General features: G+C 33.1%; 28 protein-coding genes and 1 pseudogene. 10 read left to right on the top strand and 19 right to left on the bottom strand.

Going from position 1 to position 23425, the window contains the following annotated elements; genetic code table 11:
• Positions 1-2 precede the first annotated feature (2 nt).
• From CIGN_RS04435 to CIGN_RS04445, 3 genes are read left to right on the top strand one after another with little or no spacing between them, the layout of a single operon-like run.
• On the top strand, positions 3-740 hold the full coding sequence (locus CIGN_RS04435) for a (Fe-S)-binding protein (protein WP_086224419.1): 738 nt from the start codon (positions 3-5) through the stop codon (positions 738-740).
• Positions 737-2170, top strand: coding sequence for a LutB/LldF family L-lactate oxidation iron-sulfur protein (locus tag CIGN_RS04440; RefSeq protein ID WP_086300546.1), 1434 nt, complete (start codon positions 737-739; stop codon positions 2168-2170). Before CIGN_RS04435 ends, CIGN_RS04440 begins: the two co-directional genes overlap by 4 nt.
• A complete protein-coding gene (locus CIGN_RS04445) occupies positions 2163-2822 on the top strand; it encodes a LutC/YkgG family protein (RefSeq protein WP_086233235.1) in 660 nt (219 codons plus the stop codon). The genes CIGN_RS04440 and CIGN_RS04445 overlap by 8 nt, the downstream gene beginning before the upstream one ends.
• A 28-nt stretch (positions 2823-2850) precedes the next feature.
• On the opposite strand, the gene CIGN_RS04450 is transcribed toward CIGN_RS04445, so the two are convergent.
• The 5 genes from CIGN_RS04450 to CIGN_RS04470 all read right to left on the bottom strand — a co-directional run bounded on the left by CIGN_RS04450 (position 2851) and on the right by CIGN_RS04470 (position 6120).
• Positions 2851-3984 carry a sensor histidine kinase gene (locus CIGN_RS04450; protein ID WP_086302396.1) on the bottom strand — a complete coding sequence of 378 codons (1134 nt, stop codon included), beginning with the start codon at positions 3982-3984 and terminating at the stop codon, positions 2851-2853.
• Positions 3977-4645, bottom strand: coding sequence for a response regulator transcription factor (locus CIGN_RS04455; RefSeq protein ID WP_086302398.1), 669 nt, complete (start codon positions 4643-4645; stop codon positions 3977-3979). The genes CIGN_RS04450 and CIGN_RS04455 overlap by 8 nt, the downstream gene beginning before the upstream one ends.
• A complete protein-coding gene (locus CIGN_RS04460; RefSeq protein WP_086238807.1) occupies positions 4642-5037 on the bottom strand; it encodes a hypothetical protein in 396 nt (131 codons plus the stop codon). Before CIGN_RS04460 ends, CIGN_RS04455 begins: the two co-directional genes overlap by 4 nt.
• A gap of 64 nt (positions 5038-5101) precedes the next feature.
• Positions 5102-5908: a peptidoglycan metallopeptidase Pgp3 gene (pgp3, locus tag CIGN_RS04465; RefSeq protein ID WP_086302400.1), complete on the bottom strand. Its 807-nt coding sequence runs from the start codon at positions 5906-5908 to the stop codon at positions 5102-5104.
• A gap of 2 nt (positions 5909-5910) precedes the next feature.
• Positions 5911-6120, bottom strand: a complete 210-nt coding sequence (locus CIGN_RS04470) for a hypothetical protein (RefSeq protein WP_086224406.1) — start codon at positions 6118-6120, stop codon at positions 5911-5913.
• A 117-nt stretch (positions 6121-6237) separates the two neighbouring features.
• Here CIGN_RS04470 and CIGN_RS04475 point away from each other — a divergent pair, with 117 nt between their 5' ends.
• Entirely contained in the window at positions 6238-6606 is a 369-nt protein-coding gene (locus CIGN_RS04475; protein WP_086302402.1) for a hypothetical protein, read from the top strand.
• A gap of 53 nt (positions 6607-6659) precedes the next feature.
• On the opposite strand, the gene glyS is transcribed toward CIGN_RS04475, so the two are convergent.
• The 10 genes and pseudogenes from glyS to ilvC form a co-directional block, all read right to left on the bottom strand.
• A complete protein-coding gene (glyS, locus tag CIGN_RS04480; protein WP_086302404.1) occupies positions 6660-8684 on the bottom strand; it encodes a glycine--tRNA ligase subunit beta in 2025 nt (674 codons plus the stop codon).
• 64 nt (positions 8685-8748) lie between these two features.
• Positions 8749-8838: pseudogene (locus CIGN_RS08510) on the bottom strand (hypothetical protein); the annotation flags it as partial.
• Between the two features lie 13 nt (positions 8839-8851).
• Positions 8852-10141 (bottom strand): endonuclease/exonuclease/phosphatase family protein, encoded by a 1290-nt coding sequence (locus tag CIGN_RS04490; RefSeq protein ID WP_086302406.1) that lies wholly within the window; start codon positions 10139-10141, stop codon positions 8852-8854.
• Complete coding sequence (locus CIGN_RS04495) at positions 10129-10617, bottom strand: tRNA (cytidine(34)-2'-O)-methyltransferase (protein ID WP_086224397.1); 489 nt, start codon at positions 10615-10617, stop codon at positions 10129-10131. The genes CIGN_RS04490 and CIGN_RS04495 overlap by 13 nt, the downstream gene beginning before the upstream one ends.
• Positions 10617-11447 carry a formyltetrahydrofolate deformylase gene (purU, locus tag CIGN_RS04500; RefSeq protein WP_086302408.1) on the bottom strand — a complete coding sequence of 277 codons (831 nt, stop codon included), beginning with the start codon at positions 11445-11447 and terminating at the stop codon, positions 10617-10619. The genes CIGN_RS04495 and purU overlap by 1 nt, the downstream gene beginning before the upstream one ends.
• A 93-nt stretch (positions 11448-11540) precedes the next feature.
• The gene (locus tag CIGN_RS04505; RefSeq protein ID WP_086302410.1) at positions 11541-12407 is read right to left on the bottom strand and encodes an RsmB/NOP family class I SAM-dependent RNA methyltransferase; all 867 of its coding nucleotides are present in this window, start codon (positions 12405-12407) and stop codon (positions 11541-11543) included.
• On the bottom strand, positions 12404-12775 hold the full coding sequence (gene ruvX, locus CIGN_RS04510) for a Holliday junction resolvase RuvX (RefSeq protein WP_086302412.1): 372 nt from the start codon (positions 12773-12775) through the stop codon (positions 12404-12406). Before ruvX ends, CIGN_RS04505 begins: the two co-directional genes overlap by 4 nt.
• Positions 12772-13536, bottom strand: coding sequence for a DNA-processing protein DprA (locus CIGN_RS04515; protein ID WP_086302416.1), 765 nt, complete (start codon positions 13534-13536; stop codon positions 12772-12774). Before CIGN_RS04515 ends, ruvX begins: the two co-directional genes overlap by 4 nt.
• Positions 13520-14665 (bottom strand): divergent polysaccharide deacetylase family protein, encoded by a 1146-nt coding sequence (locus tag CIGN_RS04520; protein WP_086302479.1) that lies wholly within the window; start codon positions 14663-14665, stop codon positions 13520-13522. Before CIGN_RS04520 ends, CIGN_RS04515 begins: the two co-directional genes overlap by 17 nt.
• Entirely contained in the window at positions 14666-15688 is a 1023-nt protein-coding gene (ilvC, locus tag CIGN_RS04525) for a ketol-acid reductoisomerase (RefSeq protein ID WP_086302482.1), read from the bottom strand.
• A 141-nt stretch (positions 15689-15829) separates the two neighbouring features.
• On the opposite strand from ilvC, the gene CIGN_RS04530 reads away from it, so the two are divergent.
• The 6 genes from CIGN_RS04530 to rpsR all read left to right on the top strand — a co-directional run bounded on the left by CIGN_RS04530 (position 15830) and on the right by rpsR (position 20911).
• Positions 15830-16642: an HDOD domain-containing protein gene (locus CIGN_RS04530; RefSeq protein WP_086228109.1), complete on the top strand. Its 813-nt coding sequence runs from the start codon at positions 15830-15832 to the stop codon at positions 16640-16642.
• Positions 16639-18558 carry an RNB domain-containing ribonuclease gene (locus CIGN_RS04535; protein ID WP_086302483.1) on the top strand — a complete coding sequence of 640 codons (1920 nt, stop codon included), beginning with the start codon at positions 16639-16641 and terminating at the stop codon, positions 18556-18558. The genes CIGN_RS04530 and CIGN_RS04535 overlap by 4 nt, the downstream gene beginning before the upstream one ends.
• Positions 18551-19543: a DNA polymerase III subunit delta gene (holA, locus tag CIGN_RS04540; RefSeq protein WP_096027296.1), complete on the top strand. Its 993-nt coding sequence runs from the start codon at positions 18551-18553 to the stop codon at positions 19541-19543. Before CIGN_RS04535 ends, holA begins: the two co-directional genes overlap by 8 nt.
• 87 nt (positions 19544-19630) lie before the next feature.
• On the top strand, positions 19631-20017 hold the full coding sequence (gene rpsF, locus CIGN_RS04545) for a 30S ribosomal protein S6 (RefSeq protein ID WP_086290985.1): 387 nt from the start codon (positions 19631-19633) through the stop codon (positions 20015-20017).
• A gap of 17 nt (positions 20018-20034) precedes the next feature.
• On the top strand, positions 20035-20640 hold the full coding sequence (locus CIGN_RS04550; RefSeq protein ID WP_086227112.1) for a single-stranded DNA-binding protein: 606 nt from the start codon (positions 20035-20037) through the stop codon (positions 20638-20640).
• Positions 20641-20650: 10 nt separating this feature from the next.
• Positions 20651-20911 carry a 30S ribosomal protein S18 gene (rpsR, locus tag CIGN_RS04555; RefSeq protein WP_086224380.1) on the top strand — a complete coding sequence of 87 codons (261 nt, stop codon included), beginning with the start codon at positions 20651-20653 and terminating at the stop codon, positions 20909-20911.
• A 32-nt stretch (positions 20912-20943) separates the two neighbouring features.
• On the opposite strand, the gene CIGN_RS04560 is transcribed toward rpsR, so the two are convergent.
• From CIGN_RS04560 to dnaJ, 4 genes are all read right to left on the bottom strand, one after another.
• Positions 20944-21381, bottom strand: coding sequence for a DUF8374 domain-containing protein (locus CIGN_RS04560; RefSeq protein ID WP_491844267.1), 438 nt, complete (start codon positions 21379-21381; stop codon positions 20944-20946).
• Between the two features lie 362 nt (positions 21382-21743).
• A complete protein-coding gene (locus tag CIGN_RS04565) occupies positions 21744-22010 on the bottom strand; it encodes an LbetaH domain-containing protein (RefSeq protein WP_141081433.1) in 267 nt (88 codons plus the stop codon).
• 25 nt (positions 22011-22035) lie between these two features.
• The gene (locus CIGN_RS08410) at positions 22036-22164 is read right to left on the bottom strand and encodes a hypothetical protein (protein WP_257789247.1); all 129 of its coding nucleotides are present in this window, start codon (positions 22162-22164) and stop codon (positions 22036-22038) included.
• 108 nt (positions 22165-22272) lie between these two features.
• A complete protein-coding gene (dnaJ, locus tag CIGN_RS04570) occupies positions 22273-23379 on the bottom strand; it encodes a molecular chaperone DnaJ (protein ID WP_086302485.1) in 1107 nt (368 codons plus the stop codon).
• Positions 23380-23425: the final 46 nt, after the last annotated feature.

Here is a 23425-nt window from a genome sequence, read left to right on the forward strand (position 1 = left end):
CTATGAGAAAAGTATATTTTTTCGCTACTTGCCTTGGTAGTGCTGCTATGCAAGATAGCGTTTTAAATGCTATTAAACTTCTACGCCGCCAGGGCGTGGAGGTGATTTTCAAAAAAAATCAAACCTGTTGCTCTCAACCATCTTTTAATAGCGGATATTTTGATGAGAGTAGAGCCGTAGCTATGCATAATATAAATTTATTTGATGAAGATATCCCAATTATCGTCCCTAGCGGCTCTTGCGCTGGTATGATGGGGCATGATTATTTAGAGCTTTTTGAAGGAAGTAGCGAATTTGACAAGGTTCAAAAATTCGCCGCTAGAGTATATGATCTAAGTCAATACTTAGATGAAATTCTAAAAGTAGATTACCAAGATAAAGGCGACAAAATCAAAGTCGCTTGGCACTCTAATTGCCACGCTTTAAGAGTAGCTAAAAGCGTAGAATCTAGCAAAAATTTAATCCGCAAACTATCAAATGTAGAGTTAATCGAGCTTGAACATGAAGAGGAGTGCTGTGGATTTGGCGGGACATTTTCAATCAAAGAGAGCGATATCTCAAACGCAATGGCACTAGCCAAAATAGAAGATATCAAAAATACAGGTGCTAGCTACTTGATAAGTGGCGATGGTGGTTGCTTATTAAACATTTCAGGCACAATGAAACGAAATGGCGTAGATATCAAATGTCTTCATCTATATGATTTTTTGATTAAACGCTTAGAAGGAGTATCCCTATGAGTAAAAAAATGCCACACGAACAAATCGTAAAAATCAAGCTTGGCGATACTCAATTAAGACAAAATCTCACAGTCGCTATGCACACCTTACAAAAAAACCGCCTAAATGTGATAAATGCGAAATTTAATAATTGGCAAGGATTAAGAGATAAGGCTAAAAAAGCTAAAAATAATGCCCTAATGTCTCTTAGTGATAGACTAATCGAATTCGAAAAAAACGCCACAAAAAATGGCATTAAAGTCCATTGGGCTAGCTCAGCTACTGATGCTTGTGAGATAATATATGAATTAATGCGCCAAAACAATATCAAAAAGATATTAAAAGGCAAATCTATGGCTAGTGAAGAGATAGGCCTTAATCACTATCTAGCTAATAAGGGATTAAATGCTGTTGAGACTGACCTTGGTGAGCTAATAATACAATTAAATGATGAAGCACCAGTCCATATAGTCGTCCCAGCAATCCATAAAAATCGCAATGAAATAGGCAAAATTTTTCAAGAAAAATTAGGCTCAAATTTAGAAAGCGAACCAGAAAAACTAAATCAAATAGCTAGAAAACATTTAAGAGATCAGTTTGAAGGCTTAGAGATGGGGCTTAGTGGTGTGAATTTCGCTATGTCTAAAGAGGGTGCATTTTGGTTAATTGAAAATGAAGGAAATGGTAGAATGTGTACTACCGCTCCTAAAATTCATGTTGCACTTTGTGGGATTGAGAAGGTTATGGAGAGCTTTGAAGATGCTGCTACTATGGTTCATCTACTCACACCATCAGCCACGGGACAATTCATCCCTACATATAACAACATAATCACAGCTCCAAGAAATGATGAATTCGATGGGCCAAAAGAGGTTCATTTGATACTATTTGATCATCACAGAAGTGATATGCTAGCTCATCATGACTACTATGAGGCTCTTAGATGTATTAGATGTGGGGCGTGTATGAATTTCTGCCCTGTATATGACAAAATCGGCGGCCATAGCTATCAAACTATCTATCCAGGGCCTATTGGCGAGGTTATTAGCCCAAATATCTTTGGTATGGAAGCAACCGGTGATATACTTACATTTTGTTCGCTTTGTGGTAGATGTAGTGAGGTTTGCCCTGTTAGAATCCCACTAGCTGATCTAATTAGAAAGCTAAGAGCAAATAAAGTTGGCCAAGGCAAAAATCCACCACTTAGCACGCAAAATAGCCATAAAAATAGAGCCGAAGCATTTGCGATGAAGCAGTTTGCTAAGGTCGCTACAAATGGTGCTTTATGGAGATTTAGCCTTAGTAAAACTCATCTATTTAACTCAGTTTTACATAAGTTCCAAAACTCAATCCCGGTTATAAAAAGCTGGAGCAAATATAAAGAGCTGCCACAGATTAAAAAAGATCTATATAAAGAGCTTGAAAATATGGAAGGAGTTCGCTATGAATAGAATAGATGAAATTTCAGCTAAATCAAAAAATTTAATTCTTTCTCGCTTAAAAGATAGCCATAAAATCACAGGCCATGAATCCACTCCTAGCATAGATCCAGTAGAGCATATCCAAACTACTGATAATGCTCTTGCTGAAATGAAGCAAAAAATGAGCGATAACAAATATATCGTCCATGAGTGTGAGCCATCAGCTCTAGAAGATACGATAAATGAGATTGTAGCTAGCTATGGATACAAAAAAATGATCTATGGAAGTGGGTTGAATTTAAATTTAGATAAGATTAAAGCTGATCAAAAAATCTGTTTCGATAAGCCTATAGAAGAGCTAAGAAGCGATGTATTTCATAGTGAGTTCTCTATAGTTCATGCCGAATATGGCGTCAGCTCTCATGGTGTAGCATTGCTAAAATCTAGCCAAGCTCAACCTAGAATGCTAAGCCTAGCGCCAAATCTTTGTATAGTTTTACTTAAAAAAGATAGAGTCAAAAACTCACTAGTAAGCGCTCTAAACGCCCTAAAAGTCGATCAAAACGGCAAATTACCAAGTAATATTTTATTTATCGCTGGGCCATCTAGGACAGCTGATATAGAGCTTATAACCGTTTTTGGCGTTCATGGCTCACAAAAAGCACATTTAATTTTATATTAAAATCGCATGGAGAGACTCTCCATGCCAATTATCTATCCTTAAAATCTCTTAAAATAACTCTAAATTTAGTTTGATTATCGCCACTTTCGCACTCGATACTAAGACCAAGCTCATCACAATATCGCTTAACCAAGCTAAGCCCAATCCCAAAGCCGCCATTTTGCGTATCAAAACGGCTGAATTTATCATAGATTTTGTCTATATTCTCCTTAGAGATAGTAGCTCCAAAATTGATTATCTCAAAGCTATTTTGGTCTAAATTGATAATAATTTTGGAATTTTTGTTACTATATTTTATCGCATTTGATATGAGATTATCTAATATTTTACCAACTTTTTGTATATCGCTAGATAGCTCAAAAGAGTTAGAATTAATCTCAAATTTAAGCCCCTTTGAATTAGCTGAAAGCTCAAATAGCTTAATGCGACTCTCAAGCAGAGTTTGGATATTAAATTTACTAATAACATTTGGATTATTCTTTAAATTCAAAGCCAAATCATTATAAATTCCACTTAGAGTTTTGGCTGCTATTTTGATGTTTTCTAAATATTTTGGCGGATTTTTATCAAACATTTCACTACTCATAAGTATCACGCTCAAAGGAGTATTAATCTCATGCGTAGTATCTGTGATAAAGTTATTAAGCGCTCTAATCTGAGCCAAAAGTGGCAAATACGCAAGCTTAACCAAAACAAAAGCAATAAGCCCAACCAAAACAAAAACCGCCCCAGCTATAAGCCACACACGCCAAAAAAGCTGATTTATATCCTTAATAGTATCTTCGCTTTTTAACTCTACAAATAGCTCTATTGCTCGTCTTTTTGAGTGGATATTCTCTCTCATATACAAAGCATCTAAACCTTCATAAAATTTGCCTTTAAATTTAGGTGTATCAAAGCTTTTATAGATATATTTACCTGTTTTGATATTATAAAAATTAATTGGATAAAAGGATTTTAATTTCATTATATTATCTATATTATTATTTAAGCGAAGTATATACTCAAGCTCTTTAGCAAAGGCCTCTAAGCGGATCTTATCTCGTTTGATTATATCAAATTTAGCCTCTTTATAATACATAGTGGCAAATCCGATTAAAAATATCATACTAGAAAGAGTATATAGCAAAAATATTGGCAAAATATACTTTTTGCTATACATATTCATAGCCTATTTTTGGATGTGAAATTATCTTTTCTTCGCCGATTATTTTACGCAAATTTCTGATATATACTCTTAGACTTAGCTCACTTGGCACCTGACCATAATCCCATAAATTCATATATATCTCATCTCTGCTTAAAATTTTGCCACGATTTTTTAAAAACAAAACCAACAAATCAGCCTCTTTTTTAGCAATTTGAACTATTTTATTATCTTTAATTAACTTTTTTTGGATTATATCAAATTTTATATTTGGAGAGATCTCTACATAGTTATCACTACTTGAGTGGCTAAATTTGCGTTTTAGGATATTATCTACTCTTAGATGTAATTCAGCTAACTCAAAAGGCTTTTTGATATAGTCATCACAACCACTCTTAAAGCCCTTAGCTAGATCATTTATATCATTTAATGAAGTGATATAAATACAAGGAGTATTGATCCCAGAGCTTCTAAGCTCATTAAGTAGATCAAAGCCATTACCTCCTATAATCTTGACATCAAAGATAAAAATATCAAATTTACCCTCATACGCTAAACTCAAGCCATCTTCATAGCTATCACTACTTACAACTTCAAAGCCCTGCTCCATAAGATAATCACTAACCATCTCACAAAGCATAGGCTCATCTTCTATTAGAAGTATTTTGCTGCTCATCTCATTGGACAATCTGGATTTATACCATTTGGGCAATTAGGTGCAAATTTACCTGGGCGATCAGAGCGATTATTTGCTTTTGAACCTCTTATATGCGGACCACAAATTCCATTATAAAACTGCTCATCTTTGCCTAGTTTGGCCATATTTTGACGCATTTGATATCTAAATTCTTTATAGAACTCCTCTTTTTGTTTAGAATCCATATTTTGAGTTGCTTTAGCTATTTTATCATGAATTTGCTCGCAACCTTTTTGAATTTTATAGTACTCCTTACTAGCTTGCTTTTTAAACTCAAACATCTCTTTGCTTAAACTAGTCGCACTATCAGCACCAAATGCCACACTACTACTTACCATAGCCGCTAAAGCTATACTTAAAATCTTTTTCATTTTAAATCCTTTCTATATAAAATATAGTGAAATTATATATAACTCTTGTTTAAAAAATGTGAATTTAAAAAATTGAGTTGAATTTTTCTATAAATATCAATGGATCAACTTGAGTATTTCGCACTATAATCCCAAAGTGCAAATGTGGCCCACTCACCCTACCACTCGCACCACTTAAGCCAATTTTCTCACCTTTAGTAACCTTTTGACCGACTTTGACATCTATCCTATCTAAATGATAATATTGTGTATAAATACCACCACCATGATCAATTACAACACTATTTCCAGCATAATATCTATCTTTGGCGATTCTTACTATCCCATCATTAGCACTCACCACCTTTTGCCCTATCGCCGCCCTATAATCAACGCCACCATGATAACTTTTAATACTACCATTAAATACCCTAGCATTTCCATATTCACTAGTGATAAAGCTACTCATAGGTGATATAAATTCGCTATTAACTAGCAAATTTGGGCTAGAAGTCTTATATATCTCAATTGCCTCTTTTCTCTCTTTTTCTATGCGATTCATCACACTTTTTGGTGGATTAGCCTTTGATGGGGCTACTGTGATACTCTCTTTTTTATAGTTTTTTTGCTTAACTTTTAATATTGTTAAATTACTTTGGTTATTTAGGCTATTTGTGATATTGATATCATTTTTAGCATAGTATCCAATAGGGATAATGGCTATCTTTACCCCATCTTGCGTAGGATGATCTAGCCAAGCTGTGGTTTTATCATTGATTTTTAGCTCACCAGCGTAATTAGAATCAATGCTAAAAATCTCCACACTACCATTAAAGGTATCCTCAGCCCAGCTAAAAACAGCAAATATTAAAAGAGCTAAAACTACTCGCATAATCAAACAGAGTATAGAGATAAGAATCTTTTTCTACTAATTGGCGAATATCCATTTAGCTGCTCATAAGCCTCTTCGGTATCGCCATCTGTTAATTCTTTGATCTTTTCAATAAGCTCATAAAGTTCCTCATCATCTAAATTCTCAAACTCTCCACACTCTTCTAAAACCTCTTGTATAATAGCTTCTAGCTCTAATTCATCAAAACTCACTATATCTCCTTAAAAAATTTTCGCAATGATACCTAAAATTCCTTAATTTAACTTTGAAATTTATATTTAAATAATGCACTTTATGATAAAATTTAGGATAAATTTTTTGGAGTTTGTATGAGAATTTTACATCTACTTTTGCCATGCTTATTATCGCTTGGTAGCTATGCACAAAAAAATAGTGAGCCTACTGGACTAAATATACCTCTATCTACATATAGTATAGATGTTGATTTTATGGGAGTTGATGAGCATAATCAAAAAGATATTATGCTTGGATATAATGATATCTTACACGATGTCAAAATAGACTCAAATAGCGATAATTTAAAGCTTATAATAAGCGGTAAAGAGTCTATAAATAGAGTTAAATTTGATGAAATTTCAAACAAAATAGCCAGTTATTTGAAAAATTATAGAGGCGGAAATAAGATAGCAATCGAGTATCACCTAGACTCCAAACTGCTCTTTGCTGGTATCTTTTAACCCTTCTTAATCCAATTTTCCAATCCAAGAGTGCCTTTAAAGCACTCTAATGATTATATAGTTATCTCTTTTATATCAGCGACTTTTAAAAATGCTTGATAAATTTGCCCAATTATGGATATGCGATTAGATTTGATCTTTGGATCATCGCTATTTATCATTACATTATCAAAATAGCTATCAATATAAGGTTTTAGATCAAATAACGATAGTAAATATCCCTTTGTATCATTGATATCTAATTTTAATGAGTTAAATTTATTATACAATGCTCTTTCGCTCTCATGCTCCATTAAGCCCTCATCTACACTCTCAATCTTGCTATCTTTAATTATATTTGCTAGGCGCTTAAATGTGGAGAAATTATCTTTAAATTCGCTATCTTTGCTTATCTCATCTAAGGCAATTATAGCTAGATTTAGCCTTTTAATATCCCTTACACCACTATCTAGACACGCTTTTATCACAGATGGATTGGCATTATACATAGTGTATAATCTATCAGTTATAAATAGCTCCAAACTACCCAAATCAAATTTAGCATAATTTTGAGCTATTAGAGATAGAATTTTTTTGATATCAAACTCTATATTTAAATTCAAAACAATCCGTATAACCCCAGCTGCAGCTCGCCTTAGAGCGTATGGGTCTTTATTGCCTGTTGGGATTTTATTTATACTAAATAATCCCATTAGCGTATCAAGCTTAGATGATAGTGCCACCACGCTAGAAAAGTAGCTTTTCGGACACTCGCTACCCTCTTTATTAGGCAGGTATTGCTCTTTGATCGCTTCAATTACAAAGTGATTTTCTTTTCTATGCTTAGCGTAATAACTCCCCATAATCCCTTGTAAATCTGTAAATTCATATACCATTGAGGTAGCAAGATCAGCCTTGCTAAGCATAACAGCTCTATCAAGCTCATCTATAAACTCACCACCAAATTCATCTTTTAGCTCTTTTTCATAGATTTTAGCTAGCTCCCTAGCAATTTGGCGCTCCCTAATCTCTTTATCATACATTGAGCCAAGACCGGCTAAATAGGTGATATTTTTTAATTTCGCTGAGCTAAACTCACTAGCTAGATCACTCTCCCAAAAGAACTTCGCATCACTTAGCCTAGCTCTTAGCACCTTTTCATTACCTTTGATTATCAAATTCGAATCACTACTAATAGCATTGCTAACTACCACAAAATGATTACTTAATTTGCCATTTTGATCTCTTAGTGGGAAGTATCGTTGATTTTCTTTCATTGAAGTTACTATAACCTCACTAGGCACTTCTAAAAACTCTTTTTCAAAGCCACCAATAAGCGCAGTAGGCATCTCTGTAATAGCCACAACTTCATCTAATAAATCCTCATCTAACTCGATTTTCAAACCGCTATTTTGCTCAATTTGCTTAAATTCATTTAGAATTTTTTCTCGCCTTTTATCAGCACTAAGGATAATCCCATTACGCTCTAAAGCACTATAATACTCATCTATAGTAGCGAATTTTACCATCTCATAGCCGTAATTTCTATGCGGATAAAAGGCCATTTGCGACTTCACACCATAAATCTCCATATCCACCAACTCATCATCCAAAACCGCTACAATAGATCTAATCGGACGGATAAACTCATACTTGCCATCTCCCCATCTCATAGATTTACCAAAATTTAAAGATGATATAAACTTATTTATAACCTTATCAAGCAGATTTTTACTCAAATCCCCCTTAATCACGCTCTTATGATACAAAACCTCTTTACCATTGATATTTTCAAATTTCAGCTCATCTAAGCTTATGCCACACTTTTTGGCAAATCCTATCGCCGCTGCGGACCAATTATGATCGCTGCTTAATGCTACATGCTTTGGTGCGCCGATACTCTCAACCACCTTATCACCAGCGAATTCATCCATATCACCATGCAATACAACTCTTCTAGGGGTATAATCAAGCTTAAAATCACACTTAATATTATACTCATCTAACGCAGATTTAAATTTTGGCTCAATATTATTAAGCTCTTTTAAAAAAGGTATCGCAGGAAGCTCTTCTACTCCAATCTCAATTAACATTTTCATTGCTATCTCCATCTATATCTATTTTTTGCTTTTTATCCTTAGCGGCTTTTCTAGCAGCTGTTATCTCATCTCTAATTCTATTTTTCTCCATCATTTGACGATTAAACCCAACGACAAGGACAAAAATAATAAACACAACAACAACCCAACCCATAAAAGTCAAAAATTCACTCAATTATCAACTCCTTTTGCCCCTTATAACTCCACACAATAGCCTTTTTAATAGAGATTTTACCATCTTTTATCGCCCTATTTGGTGAGTAAATTTTAAATTTAGTATTAGAAATATTAGCAAATCCACCCTTAATATCTAAGACAATATCCCCAATCACATCGCCGCTTGTAGCCATATCTATATCATTTATATCCATCATATACCTGCTCTCATCACCCTTAAAATCGCTATCTAAGCTTACATATGAGATACTACTAATTTGCATATTACCCTTATAATTTTCAATCTTATTTGCCACCGCATCAACTCTCATACCAATACCAAGAGATGGATTTTTCTCATAGATATAAATTCCACGCCGACTCTCATCAGCTAATATATATCCATTTTTATCCTTATATATCACCACGCCTGATATCTTGGCTCTTTGATTAGATGATTTAAGCTCATTAATTGATAAAGTTGGCAACTCTTTAGAGCTATTTTTCGTAGTTATCGTAGCATATATAGGGTAGTGATCAGAATAACTATCATCCATAAAATTTGCTTTGAAAATACCAAAACTTCCATCTTTATAACTCAAATTCCCACTCATCAAATCACTACTTAATATTATATGATCAATTGCGCTTTTGCCATTTTTATAGCTACTTCTTTGACTAGCCGAGACAAACTCCCATAAATTCGTCCATCCATCAATATCATTAAGCAAAAATTTATATCCATAATTGCTATTTAAATCGCCTAAAATCACCCCATTTTGACTATTTTTAATAGCTTTTTTCATTGTATCAGCGGCGGCGATTCTGCTTTTAAGTGGATTTTTAGCCGCTGGGAAGTGAGCTACAAAAAACTCAATATCATAACCATCAAATTCCACCCTACTCATCAAAATCGGCCTAGTTTTGACATTTGGCACAAGATAAACTCTACTATCACTAATCTTATATCTACTAAGCAGCCCAAGTCCAACTGGCGCACCCTTTGTAGTAGCAAATTTATAATATCTATATCCGCTCAAATCAGCTAGCGCCTTCATCACATTTTGATTTTCAATCTCATTTAATGCCACCACATCGGCATCTAAATGCTTTAAAACTCTAGCGATTTTTTGTAGTTTTTGCTGATATTTTGCCTCGTTCCATCTATTTGATTTAAACTCACTATATTCACTACCACTAATCCTATCATCAAAGAGATTTTCGACATTATATGTAGCGATCTTTAATTCTGATGAAAAAAGCAACCCAAAAAACAAAATAATAGAGATTAAAATTCGCATACCATATCCCTAAAATCAAATTTATCTATATTTTGGCGGATAGCTTCATAGGTGATAATCCCAACACTAGTGGCTAAATTCAAGCTCCTACCTTGACTAGTCATAGGTATAGTGATACAATTATCTCTATTTAATCGCATTAAATCAAGTGGCAATCCACAATCCTCACCACCAAAAAACAGATAATCCCCCGGCTTAAACTCAGCTTCAAAATATAGCTTATTACACTTAGTAGTCGCAAAGAAAAATCTATCTTTAAATTCCAAATTTGCTTCTAAAAAACTATCCAAACTCTCCCAAATCACAGGATTTAAGCTCGCCCAATAATCCAACCCCGCACGCCTTAAATGCTTATCATCAATCTCAAATCCCAAAGGCTTAACTAAGTGTAATTTAGCTCCACAATTAACACACATTCTACCGATACTTCCGGTATTTGTGTGAATTTTAGGATTTACAAGCACGATATTAAACATTAAAATATCACCGTTTTATTATCATAAACAAAAACTCTCTCATCAAAAACTAGCTCCAAAGCATTGCTAAGCACCACTTTTTCGACATCTCTACCAGCTTTTTGCATATCTTTCCAATTCATCTCGTGATTTACCCTTATTACATCTTGAGTGATGATTGGCCCTTCATCCAAATCATCAGTAACAAAATGCGCTGTGGCTCCGATAATCTTCACACCACGCTCATAAGCTTGTTTATACGGATTTGCACCTATAAAAGCTGGCAAAAATGAGTGATGAATATTGATAATCTTTTTTGGATATCGCTTGACAAAATCAGGGCTTAAAATTCTCATATATTTTGCCAAAACCATATAATCAAATTTATATTTTTCTAACTCTTTTAAGACCAATTTTTCATGCTCAACCCTATCTAGTCCATCAGTACTAATACAGGTAAATGGGATGTCAAATTTATCACTCAATGGACGCAAGGTATCGTGATTGGCTATGATAGCTAAGATATTTGCGTTTAGATCCTTGCTACTATGTTTAATAAGCAGATCACCTAAGCAGTGATTCTCTTTTGTTGCTAGGATTACTATATCTTTTTTCTTTATGGATTCAAAAAATATTACACTATCACTTGGCAAATAGGCACTTAGAGTATTTTGAAACTCAATTGTATTTACCTGTCCTACAACCACCGCACGCATATAAAATCTACTATTTTCATGATCTACAAACTCACTAGTGCTAACATAGTTTAATCCATGCTTAAATACAATCTCGCTAACTCTTAATATAAGCCCTTTTTCATCATTACAATCAATCTTTAAAATATAATCCACTCTATCTCCAAAAATTTTAGAAAAATTCTGCCAATTATACAATTTTGTTGCTAAAAATTAGCCAAATTCACTACTTTGATTATATTAAAAAATTTAATTATTTTTCACAATTTTAGCTAAGAAAAATGCATCCATATCACAATCTGGCAAAATCCTAAGCCCAAATTCGCTCACAATCTCGCTTTTTAAACCAAAGCTAATAGGCTGGATATTAATATCAAATTTAGATCTCAAGGCATTTTGAATCACCTCTTCATTCTCGCACTCAAAGAATGTACAAGTGCTATAAACCACGCACCCGCCTGGCTTTAAAGCACTTAACGCTGAGTTTAAAAGCTGTTTTTGTAGCTTTGAGAGAGATTTTATCTCTTTGGCTGATTTTTCTACAAATCCATCACCAAAATGAGAGTAGCTAGAGCATGGCGCATCAAGCAAAATCTTATCAAATCTACCCACACAGCTCCTTGAAATGCTCCTTGCGTCTTTATTGTAGGTTCTCACCCACTCACAACCATATTTATTTAAATTTGCTTTTAAGGTATAAAATCTCTTGCTATCGCTCTCCATCACCGCCAAATCCGCCCCATATCCCATCATATTTGCTAGCGCAATGCTCTTTCCGCCTGGGCTAGCACACATATCTAAAACGATATCATTTTTAGCTGGATTTAGAGCTAAAACTGCTAGATAGCTACTTGGATTTTGGATATATATCGCTCCTTTGTTAAATAACTCAGAGTGAGTCAAAATCTCTTTAAATTCAGCCTTGCATAGATAAAAATTTGGCAAAATCTCCCTAAATTCAACCCCTAAATCATCCAAATTTGAGATAATATAATCCTTATCAAATTTCAGCAAATTTAGATAAAACCCAACGCTTTTAGGCTCAAAAAAGCTATCCCAAACCCTTTGAAAATCAGCCTTATTTAAACTAGATTTTAGATAATCTTTAAAATTCATCTTTTTAAAAATCTCTCCAAAATTATCATCGCCGCTACGCTATCGAATTTGCCATCTCGCCTATCTCCTACTAGCTCGCTAGCTTCAACGCTACTATAAGATTCATCTTGATAATATATCTCTCCATCGAAATTTAAAAGAGATATAAAGTGAGTAATCCTACGCTCCATCTCATCTTGGCAGCTGCCACCCTTTGGCAAGCCTACAACCAAGATTTTGGCTCCATTATCCCTTAGCATATTATCAAGATCTCTTGCGGCTTGATTGCGATTTTTACGCAAGATTGGTATGGTTGGGATAGCGATTTTGCCATCTGGGCTTATAGCTACGCCAATTCTTTTAAGCCCTATATCAACCCCAACTATCATAAAATTCTCACATAAATTCCATCAATAGCGATTTTGCCATCTAGCTCATAATCATAGATAATATCTCCAAATTTAGAATAACACTCATCAAAATTTGAATTTTGTTTGATAAATTCAATGATCTCATCGCTATTTTGATCATAATTTTTCAGCCCAAATTTCATAGCAAATTTATCAAAATCAGTAATAATCTGCGCTTTGCCACTTGCTAATAACTCATTAGTCCCACTACTCTCACCAAGTCTTTGAGGCAATACATAGAGCGGAATTCCAAATTTAATAGCCGCCTTAGCACTACTCATAGAGCCACTTTTAATATCAGCTTGAGCTACTACAACTGCGTCGCTTAGGGCTACCGTGATTAAATTTCGCTCCAAAAATTGCCACCCCTTTGCTACGATACCTGGCTCATATGAGCTTAATGCTAATGAGTTTTGATAGATATCTTTTATCATTTTGGCATTTTGTAATGGATAAATTTGATCTAATCCATTGCCAAAAACCGCAATTGTATGCGGATACGCACCAGTGTGAGCATGGATATCTACGCCAATTGCCGCACCGCTAACTACACAAACTCCATATTTTTTTAGCGTTGAAGCGAGATTTAGGGTCATATTTTTGGTATAAGATGAGCATTTTCTTGAGCCGACAATTGCTACTTTTGGACGATCTAAAAGAGTTAAATCTCCCTTATAATACAATTTATCTGGAGAATTTTTAAAGTTTTTATTAAGGCGTAATTCAGTTATAAAGTTCATATAAATCCTTTACGAATACCAACTCAACCTCGTTTTTTAACTCATTTTTCATTACTTCTAAGGCTTTAAATGTTTGCGAATATGGATGACCAATAGCAATAGCTTGACCACTAATTTTAGCGATTTTTATAGCTCGGCGAATCTGATTGATAATTGCTTTCTCATCTTTACTATTATCGATAAAAACATCACGTTTTAAATATTTATTTCCAAATTCTTTACTTAAAATTCCAGCCTTAGATTCCTTAGTAGTATAGCTATCTATAAATATCATTTTATATGTTTTAAGTGAATTAAAAAGTATTTTCATAGAGCTATAATCGCTAGTAAATTTACTACCAGTATGATTATTTATATAAATTGCATTTGGAAAATCACTACGAATTTTGGCAATTTGCTTATTAATTTTTTCGATACTATCGCCAACTTTTAGAGTATTTTTTTCTTCGTATGGATAGTTTATCGCCTCAAGTGGTAGGTGAATCATATAAAATTTAAACTCACGTGATACACTGATGGTTTGAGGATAGTTTTGGCTTATTGGAAATATTGATGGAGTAATATTTAATCCAAGAGATTTTATCTTTTTAGCATGATAAAATGTAGAGATATCATCAATTATTATAGCCAATTTTGGTTTATTAGATTTTGGTTTATTAGTTGGCTTTGGTTTTATTTTCGTATTTTCACTAGAATTTATGACTAATTTTTGACTTGGATTTGCTTTTAAATTTAGAGTAGAATTTAGATCTTTACTATTATTTATTGTTGAATTAGTATCATTGTTAATTACTTCATCAACTCTTTTAATCTCAACAAACTCACCATCAAATTCATCGCCATCTAACCTAGTAAAATTTGGAGTTGGCAACATTTGTATTTTAACTTCATCAGTGATATTTAGCTCTAAATTTCTAGGTACATCAAATATGGTAAAATCCTGTCTTCTACTCTCAAAATATCTATCTATATTCTCTATTATACGTGTTTGATTATGAGCTTTAGAAGGATTTTTATAGTTACTAGCAATTGTATAAATAGCCATAGCAACTACTAAAATGCAGAGCAAAATACCAACATATAAAAGCGCCCTACTTCTTTGGGCGCTATTTTTTTTATCTTGTTCCAATTAGTTTTTATCTTTATTTACTAATTTACCTTTATTAATCCAAGGCATCATAGCTCTTAATTTTTCGCCAGTTTTATTTAGTAAGCTCTCATCGCTTAATTTGCGTTCAGCATTCATCTTAGTATAACCAGCTTTTCTTTCTAAGATAAAGTTTTTAGCAAATGTACCATCTTGGATCTCTTTTAAGATCTCTTTCATAGCTGCTTTTGATCTCTCATCTACTACTCGTCTGCCACTTACATAATCCCCAAATTCAGCAGTATTAGAGATAGAATATCTCATATCAGCCATACCACCTTGGTAGATTAGATCTACGATTAATTTCATCTCGTGTAAGCACTCAAAATATGCCATTTCAGGCTCATATCCAGCCTCTACTAAGGTCTCAAATCCAGCATTTATAAGCGCACAAAGCCCCCCACACAATACAGCTTGCTCGCCAAATAGATCAGTTTCAGTCTCAGCTTTAAAAGTAGTTTCTATAATACCAGTTCTACCACCACCAATAGCGCTAGCATAACTTAATGCTATATCTTTAGCCTTGCCTGATGCGTCTTGCGCTACAGCTATTAGATCTGGGATACCGCCGCCATTTACAAATTCATTTCTTACAGTGTGGCCTGGGGCTTTTGGTGCTATCATGATACAATCAACTCCCTTTGGTGGGACGATTTGACCATAATGGATATTAAATCCATGGCCAAAAGCGATTGCGCTACCACTTTTTAAATTTGGCTCAATTTCAGCTTTAAATATATCAGCTTGTAATTCATCAGGAGTCAGTATCATCACAACATCAGCTGCTTTTGTCGCTTCACTTACGCTCATAACCTTAAAGCCCTTAGCCTCGGCTTTTGCCCAACTTTTGCCATTTAGATTTAATCCTATGATAACCTCTACGCCACTATCTCTTAAATTTTCAGCATGGGCGTGACCTTGAGAACCAAAGCCTATCATTGCAACTTTTTTAGATCTAATTAGGCTTAAATCACAATCTTTATCGTAATAAACTGTTATTGCCATAATCTTCTTCCTTTTAGTAAAAAATAAAGGGCAATTATACATTATTAAAATTTAAATTTGACAAAATTTCAAAAAAATTATCAAAAATTTAACTTCAATGTAGTAAAATTACTCAAATCAATCAAAAACACGAGAAATATAATGAACGATGCAATCTATAAGAGTATAAAATCTCTACCACCACTTGATGAGACAATTATGAAAATTCAGCAAATTTGTAGCAGCGAAGATAGTGATATTGCTGAGTTAATTAGCGTAATCCACCAAGATCCAATGTTAACAGCAAATATTTTACGCTCAGCAAATAGTCCATTATATGGGTTTAGCAGGGAAATTGCTGATATAAATAGAGCTGTAGCACTATTTGGAATGGCAACTATTAGAGGTTTTGCTCTAGCTGGCACAATTAGTAAAAGCTTTAAGATAAATCTAGAACCATATGGAATATCTAGTGCTAAATTTATGGATTTGGCAATATTGCAAAACGCTTTAGCATTTCACTGGTGTAGCAAGATAAATCGTGAACTTTTAAACATTATTTCACCAGCTAGTTTTATGATGGATATAGGCAAGATTATAATTGCTAAAGAGTTAATTGATTCTAAAAAATCTACCAAATTTAAAGATAAATTACAAAACATCTCCACAACAAACGAACTATCTAAACTTGAGATAGATATGGTAGGTATCTCAAGTCAGATGGTTACAGCTCAAATCTTTAAAAACTGGAATCTAGAACCTGAGATTGCAGAAGTTATAAAATACTCTTTAAACCCAATTGATGCCCCAGAAAATCTTAAAAAGCACTGCTATATCTTAAGCGTGATAAGTAATAGCATAAATGTATTTGGCACACTCTTACCAGACCAGATAAATAGTACTATTGAGCTTTTAAAACTCTATAATTTAGATGCTCAACTATTTTTCAGTGCTATTGAAAAAGTACAACATTGAAAGCATTTTTAAACTCTTTAACTACTGGATTAGAGAGTAAATATATCAAGTCAAGCGAACTTGAAATTTTAAGATTATTAGAACAGATAAAAGCCGTTACAAAATATAAAAATCGATATTATCTCAATGACGGCTTTGTCTGTGGGAAACTAGATATATCTAGTAATGGGACTGGATTTTTATATTCATACGATAGCAAATTTAAGCAAGATTTAATGATAGAAAATCGTGATTTAGGCGGAGCTCACTTTGGCGATATCGTTCTTGCTAAACTAACTAAATTTAAAAAACCACGCCAAAAAGCAGCCGTGGTGGCTGTATTGCTTATGGCAAATGAAACAAGTGTAGTATATACCAAAAAAATTGGCCCCATTATAATGGGCGTAACTATCCAAAACTCCATCACAATAGCCCTAAAAGCTAGTCAAAAATCCCTAAAAGAGCTTCCATTAGGCACTGTTTTAAAGATCAATAATTTAGATAATGATATTGTAGAAGTCTTAGGCGTATTAAGCGATGCTAATGTAGATCAAAAAATCTCAATGGCACTATATAATAAGCGTGAAATTTTCCCAAAAATAGCCATAAATGAAGCCATTAGCTTTGGCAATGAAGTGGATAAAAGTATGTATCCTAATAGAGTTGATCTAACTCATTTGCCATTTTGCACCATTGATCCTGTTGATGCTAAGGATTTTGATGATGCGATATATTTTGATAAGCATAAAAATGAAATTTACATAGCTATCGCCGATGTCAGCGAATATGTAAGCCCATATAGCGGTATTGATAAAGAGGCTAGACTTAGGGGTTTTTCTATATATTTTCCACACATTGCTGTGCCGATGCTACCTCGTGAACTTAGCGAAAATATCTGCTCTTTAAAGCCAAATTGTGATAGACTCGCTTATCTTTTTAAAATTACTTTAAACTCAAATTTAGAAGCCATTAAAGAGGATTTAATAAGCTGTGTGATCCACTCTAAAAGAAGATTTAATTATGATGAAGTTGATAGCTTGCTTAGAGGCGAGTTTGATTGTCAAGGCGAGATAAAAGAGTGGCTAATACCGCTTTTTGATCTCACACAAAGATTAAAAGAAAAACGGCTTAAAAATGGCTTTGATTTTCATACATTAGAGCTTAGAATGAGCCTTGATGAAAATAATGAGATTAAATCAACTAAATTTGAAGGCTCAACTCCATCACACTCTTTGATAGAAGAGTGTATGCTCCTAGCCAACAAAGCCGCAGCAAAAAGATTAAGCAAAGGGATATTTCGCAATCACGAACCAGCAGATATAAAAAAAATCAACACACTCTTAGATGATCTTGCCGCCCTTGGCATAGAAGCCGAAAATCACGGCGATTTAATCTTCATGATAACACAAATTCAAGCCAAAGCAAGTGAGCTAAATATCAGAGAAGATGTCGATAAACTCATCATAAAAGCACAAAAAAGAGCCGAGTATTCTAGTAGCTCTAGGGGGCATTTTGGGCTTGGGTTTGAGTTTTATACGCATTTTACTAGCCCTATTCGCAGATACTCAGATCTCTTGCTTCATAGAATTTTAAAAGCTCAAAATGACCCTAAAATCAGCAACTACCTAATGCTTGGCATAGATGAGCTTTGCGCTAATTTAAATATCTTAGAAAGAGAAGCCGATAAGGTAGCTTGGGATTTTATGGATCGCAAATTTGCTCGTTGGGCAGCTAAAAATATAGGCCAAACATTTAAATGCTTTATAGAAGAGAGCACCAATCAATCAATAGCTAGATTAGATGATGAGTTAAAAGGCGCTAGAATATTTTTAAGCGATTTTTGTGAAATTCTAACCCCAGTTATGGTCCAAATCACAGATGTCGATATCCCAACAGCTAAGATAATTGGCAAAATAGTAGAGATTTTAGATGTATAAAAGAGATTTTATAACGCTTTTAAATTCTGCTAATATCCCAAATTTTTTCTTGCTTTATGGGGCTGAGAGTTATCAAGTTGAGTTTTACGCTAAAGAAATTTTAAATAAATTTAATAAAGATAATATGCTTAGCTTATACTATGATGATTATGATTTTAATCTTGCTATTTCGCATCTTAGCGAGCCTTCGCTATTTGCAAATTCAAATTTATTACATATCAAAAATGACAAAAAAATCCCCGCCAAAGATACAAAAGAGCTAATAACCCAATGCCAAAATAATCCAAATAATATATTTATCTTTGAACTACACGAAGGCGATGAAAAATCCATAAGCGATTTAAAAAAGCATTTTGGATCAAATTTTGTTAGATTTTTCCCACCTAGCACTGCTTCAGAAGTCAATCAAATCCTATCTAATCACGCCAAAATCTTAGGCCTAAATATAGATAGTCAATCTCTTTTATACATTTATAACTTACAAAATGAGAATCTATATCTTAGCGCTAGTGAGCTAAATAAACTCGCTAATATAGCAAATAAATTTAATCTCGAAGAGATAAAAGAGCGAGTTTATGCCTTAAACGGCATTGGATTTGATGCGCTTTTTGATAAAATCATTAGCAAAAAGAGTATTAATAGCGATTATTTTGAGTTTATAAATGATAGCTCATTTAATGAAATTTCGCTTTTAAATATGCTATTTAGGGCGTTTCATAGACTTTATCTGATACATAGTTATATAAAAACTAATGGCAAATTTGATCCTAAAATTGTCTTAGGATACACGCCTCCACCACAAATTTTAAATAAACTTGAATCCCAAGCAATATCTATAAAAATTGATCAATACACTAAAATATTTAAATTTTTAAATGAGATTGAATTTGATCTAAAGTGCAAAAACAACATAGACAAAGAGTGCTACCTACTCTCAGCCCTTTTAAATTTACAAGAAATTTTAAGTCAAAACAGCAAATTTTAAGCATATTTTTAGTAGAATGCCAACCGCATTTTGTGCGAATTTCCTTGCTCTTTTGTAGAAAAAGAGCGAAATCCATAAGGAGAATATATGAGACATTATGAGCTTTTATTCATCTTAAAACCAACACTTACAGAGGATGAAGTTAAAGTTAAGGCTGATTTCATTAAAGAGATCATTACAAAAAATGGTGGCGAAATTGCTAGTGTAGTTGAAATGGGAACACGCAAATTAGCTTATAAAATTGATAAATATGAGCGTGGAACATACTTCGTAATCTACTTCAAAGCACCAACTCAACTAATCGCTGAATTAGTAAGAAATTTAAGAATAACCGAAGAAGTTATTAGATTCTTACCTGTAAAATATGAAAACAAAAAAGAGATCGCAGCTTGGGACAAACTAAGCAAAGGTCAAAAATTAACCCAACCTAAAAAAGAGTCAAAAACAGAAGAAAAAGTAGCTCCACAAGAGTAATTTATAAAGGCTAGATTATGTTTAATAAAGTAGTTTTGGTAGGAAATTTAACTAGAGATATCGAGCTTAGATATATCCAAAGTGGCACCGCCGTAGGTAGTGCTGGTATGGCTGTTAATCGCAAATTTAGCGTTAATGGCGAAAAGAGAGATGAAACTTGCTTTATTGACATAACCTTTTTTGGTCGCCAAGCCGAAATAGCAAATCAATATCTAAATAAAGGTAGCAAAGTCTTAATAGAAGGAAGGCTAAAATTTGATACTTGGCAAGACCAAAATGGCCAAAATCGCTCTAAGCACTCAGTAGTAGTAGAAAATATGGAGATGCTAGGCGGACAACAAAATCAAGGTGGATTTAATAGAGATAGTGAGCCAAACTACAATAGCGGATATCCTAATAACAGATCAAACTCATACCAAAGAGAAGATAATGGTGGATATGGGAGAGAATTTAACCAAAATAACAGATATCAACAAAATAGCAATTACAATCAAAAACAGCAAGTAGAAGAGCCTTATCAAGAAAAAGTCCCAGAGATAGATCTCGATGCTGATATAAAATATGATAGCAAACCAAGCAAATCAAATTTTAATGATAGTAGCGAAGATGAAATTCCATTTTAAAGGATAAACAATGGCAGAAAAAAGAAAATATAGTAAAAAATATTGCAAATTCACAGAGGCAAAAATTGATTTTATAGATTATAAAGATACGGCACTTTTAAAACAATGCCTATCTGAAAGATTCAAAATTATGCCAAGACGCTTAACAGGTACAAGCAAAAAACATCAAGAAATGGTAGAAAAAGCGATAAAAAGAGCTAGACATGTTGCTCTTATACCATACATTGTAGATAGAAAAAATGTAGTTACAAACCCATTTGAAGGTCTATAATTTAATGCCCCGTTATGGGGTATTAAATTTACTCACACTCTTTTACTATAATCTTTTTTTATCTTAATAACTTCAAATATAAATTTAACATATCCACCTTTATACCAATTTTTATTAGCTCCTATTAAAGCTTTACCTAAATTATAGCTTAAATGATTTTTTAATCTTAAGGCATCTTCATAATCACTATATGATTTAAGCTCTGACACTTTTAAATTTGGATTATGTTTTATATTTTCTTTATATTTTTTTTGTTCCTTTTTATATTTTAATAATACATCTATCAATCTAAATGGTAATTTAAAAATACCTATTGTACTTTTAAAACTCTCTACCATAGTATAGCCTAGTCTATATTCAAGTCCATTTAATATTTGTAATTTTGCACTACCATAGGTAAGCTTCGAGCTTGGCTTTTTTACTATATTAGATGGCTCAGATATATTGCAATTTAAAAATTGCTCTTTAATTTAATATTATTAAATCTTTTTTTATACTGTGTTAAAGAGATATCATAAGGATAATTTTCAAAATAAGCAAATCTATTTTTACTCTTATTATTATAGATTACATCATATAAAAATTCCAATTTATCTTTTGCATTAATTAGGCTATTTAGCATATTTTCAATAGCTTTTGGTGAGATAAACTTATCTTTATCATAAATATATTTAAAATTTTAATTTGATATATTTAAATTTTTTAGTGTCTCTTCTTTACTCCATTTTTGTTCAAATATATCATCTCTTAGCCAAAATATATCATTTTTATCTGTTTTGCTGGATTTCATGCATTTATAGTATTTGAATAGCACTGCTTAACAACCATACTTTTAGCACCAAACATGATCGCCAATATAAATACTTTTTGAAAAATTTAATCTATTATTGCTATTAATATCCATTATAGGATGATAATCACAAGTACCAGCCCATATACTCCATGAAAACATACAATCCCTACCGATAATAATATTTGTAGCTTCATAAATACGCAGACTAACTCCGCCAAAACTACTATCATCGTCTATATAACAACAGCAATCCTTTGTAAGAGAGATTGAGCCATTTACCCTAACACAATTGCCAATAAAAACCAAATTATTATCTGAGTGAAAAGTTATATTAATATTTTTTGCTTCTTCCAGCAAAAAATACAATATTATTTTTACCTTTAAAATCACATTTGAAATTTAACTGTTTTGATAGATCGCCATATATAATATTGCCATTTTCACCAATATTTTCTAGCATAATTTCTTCAAATTTTATATCAATATAAAAATTGACAATATATTAAATAACTATAAAATCGCAAATTCAAATAAGCAATTTTATAGTTATAAATTTAGCCATAAAATTTTATGAAAACCAGCTTTTAATCTTATCCCAAATTCCCTTATCAGTAGCCATTTCGCCACTTTTGATACTAAAACTATTTTGAAGTTTTTTCAAAAGCTCTATTTGCTCATCGTTTAGCTTTTTAGGTGCTTGGATTGAAATTTGAACGATTAAATCGCCTAATTGCTTGGTTCTAGCGTTTCTAACTCCTTCTTTAGCGATAATAAATTGCTGTTTATCCTTGGCTCCTACTGGTAAATCCAAAGTCGTCTCTCCTCTGAGCGTCGGTATCTTGATACTATCACCTAAAATAGCTTGGGTGAAAAATACTGGAATCTCCACATATACATCATCTCCATTTCTATGGAAATGCTCATCATCTTTAACAGCTATACGGACATATAGATCTCCGGTTAAATTTTCATACCTATTTCCCTTTTGGCTAACCCTAATTCTAGTACCATTATCCACCCCTTCAGGGATATTGATTTTAATACTATCGCTTATTTCATTATAGCCACTAGCGTTACACTCAGGGCATCTGTCTTTGATAGTTTGGCCTGTACCTGAGCACTCTGGACAAGTTTGGACAAATTGCATAAAGCCTTGTTGAATTCCTATCTTACCATTTCCGCCGCATTTGCTACAAGTCTGTTTTTTGCCATCTTTTGAGCCTGTTGCGTTACAGCTTTTACATGGAATTTTATACTTATATTTTATCTCTTTTTCACAACCAAAAACCGCCTCATTAAACTCTAGCCCAATACCAACTTCTATATCTAAAGCATATTTATACTGACTTTGAGATCTACTTTTAGTACCAAATCCGCCACCAAAAAATGAGCTAAATATATCACCCAAATCATCAAAATCAAATCCACCGCCAAAGCCACCACCGGCCATGCCTTTTAGCCCATCTTTGCCATATCTATCATATATTTCTCTTTTTTCAGCGTTGCTTAAAATCTCATAAGCTTCATTAATCTGTTTAAATTTCTCCTCAGTCTCTTTATCGCCTTGATTTCTATCTGGATGGTATCTTAATGCTTGTTTTCTATATGCTTTTTTAATCGTATCGCTATCAGCATCCCTTGAAATCTCTAATATCTCATAATAATCAAATTCCAAAATATCTTCCTTGCTTATAATTTTAACTGGCGATTTTATCTAAAAG

The organism is Campylobacter devanensis, assembly GCF_002139915.1.
GTDB lineage: Bacteria > Campylobacterota > Campylobacteria > Campylobacterales > Campylobacteraceae > Campylobacter > Campylobacter devanensis.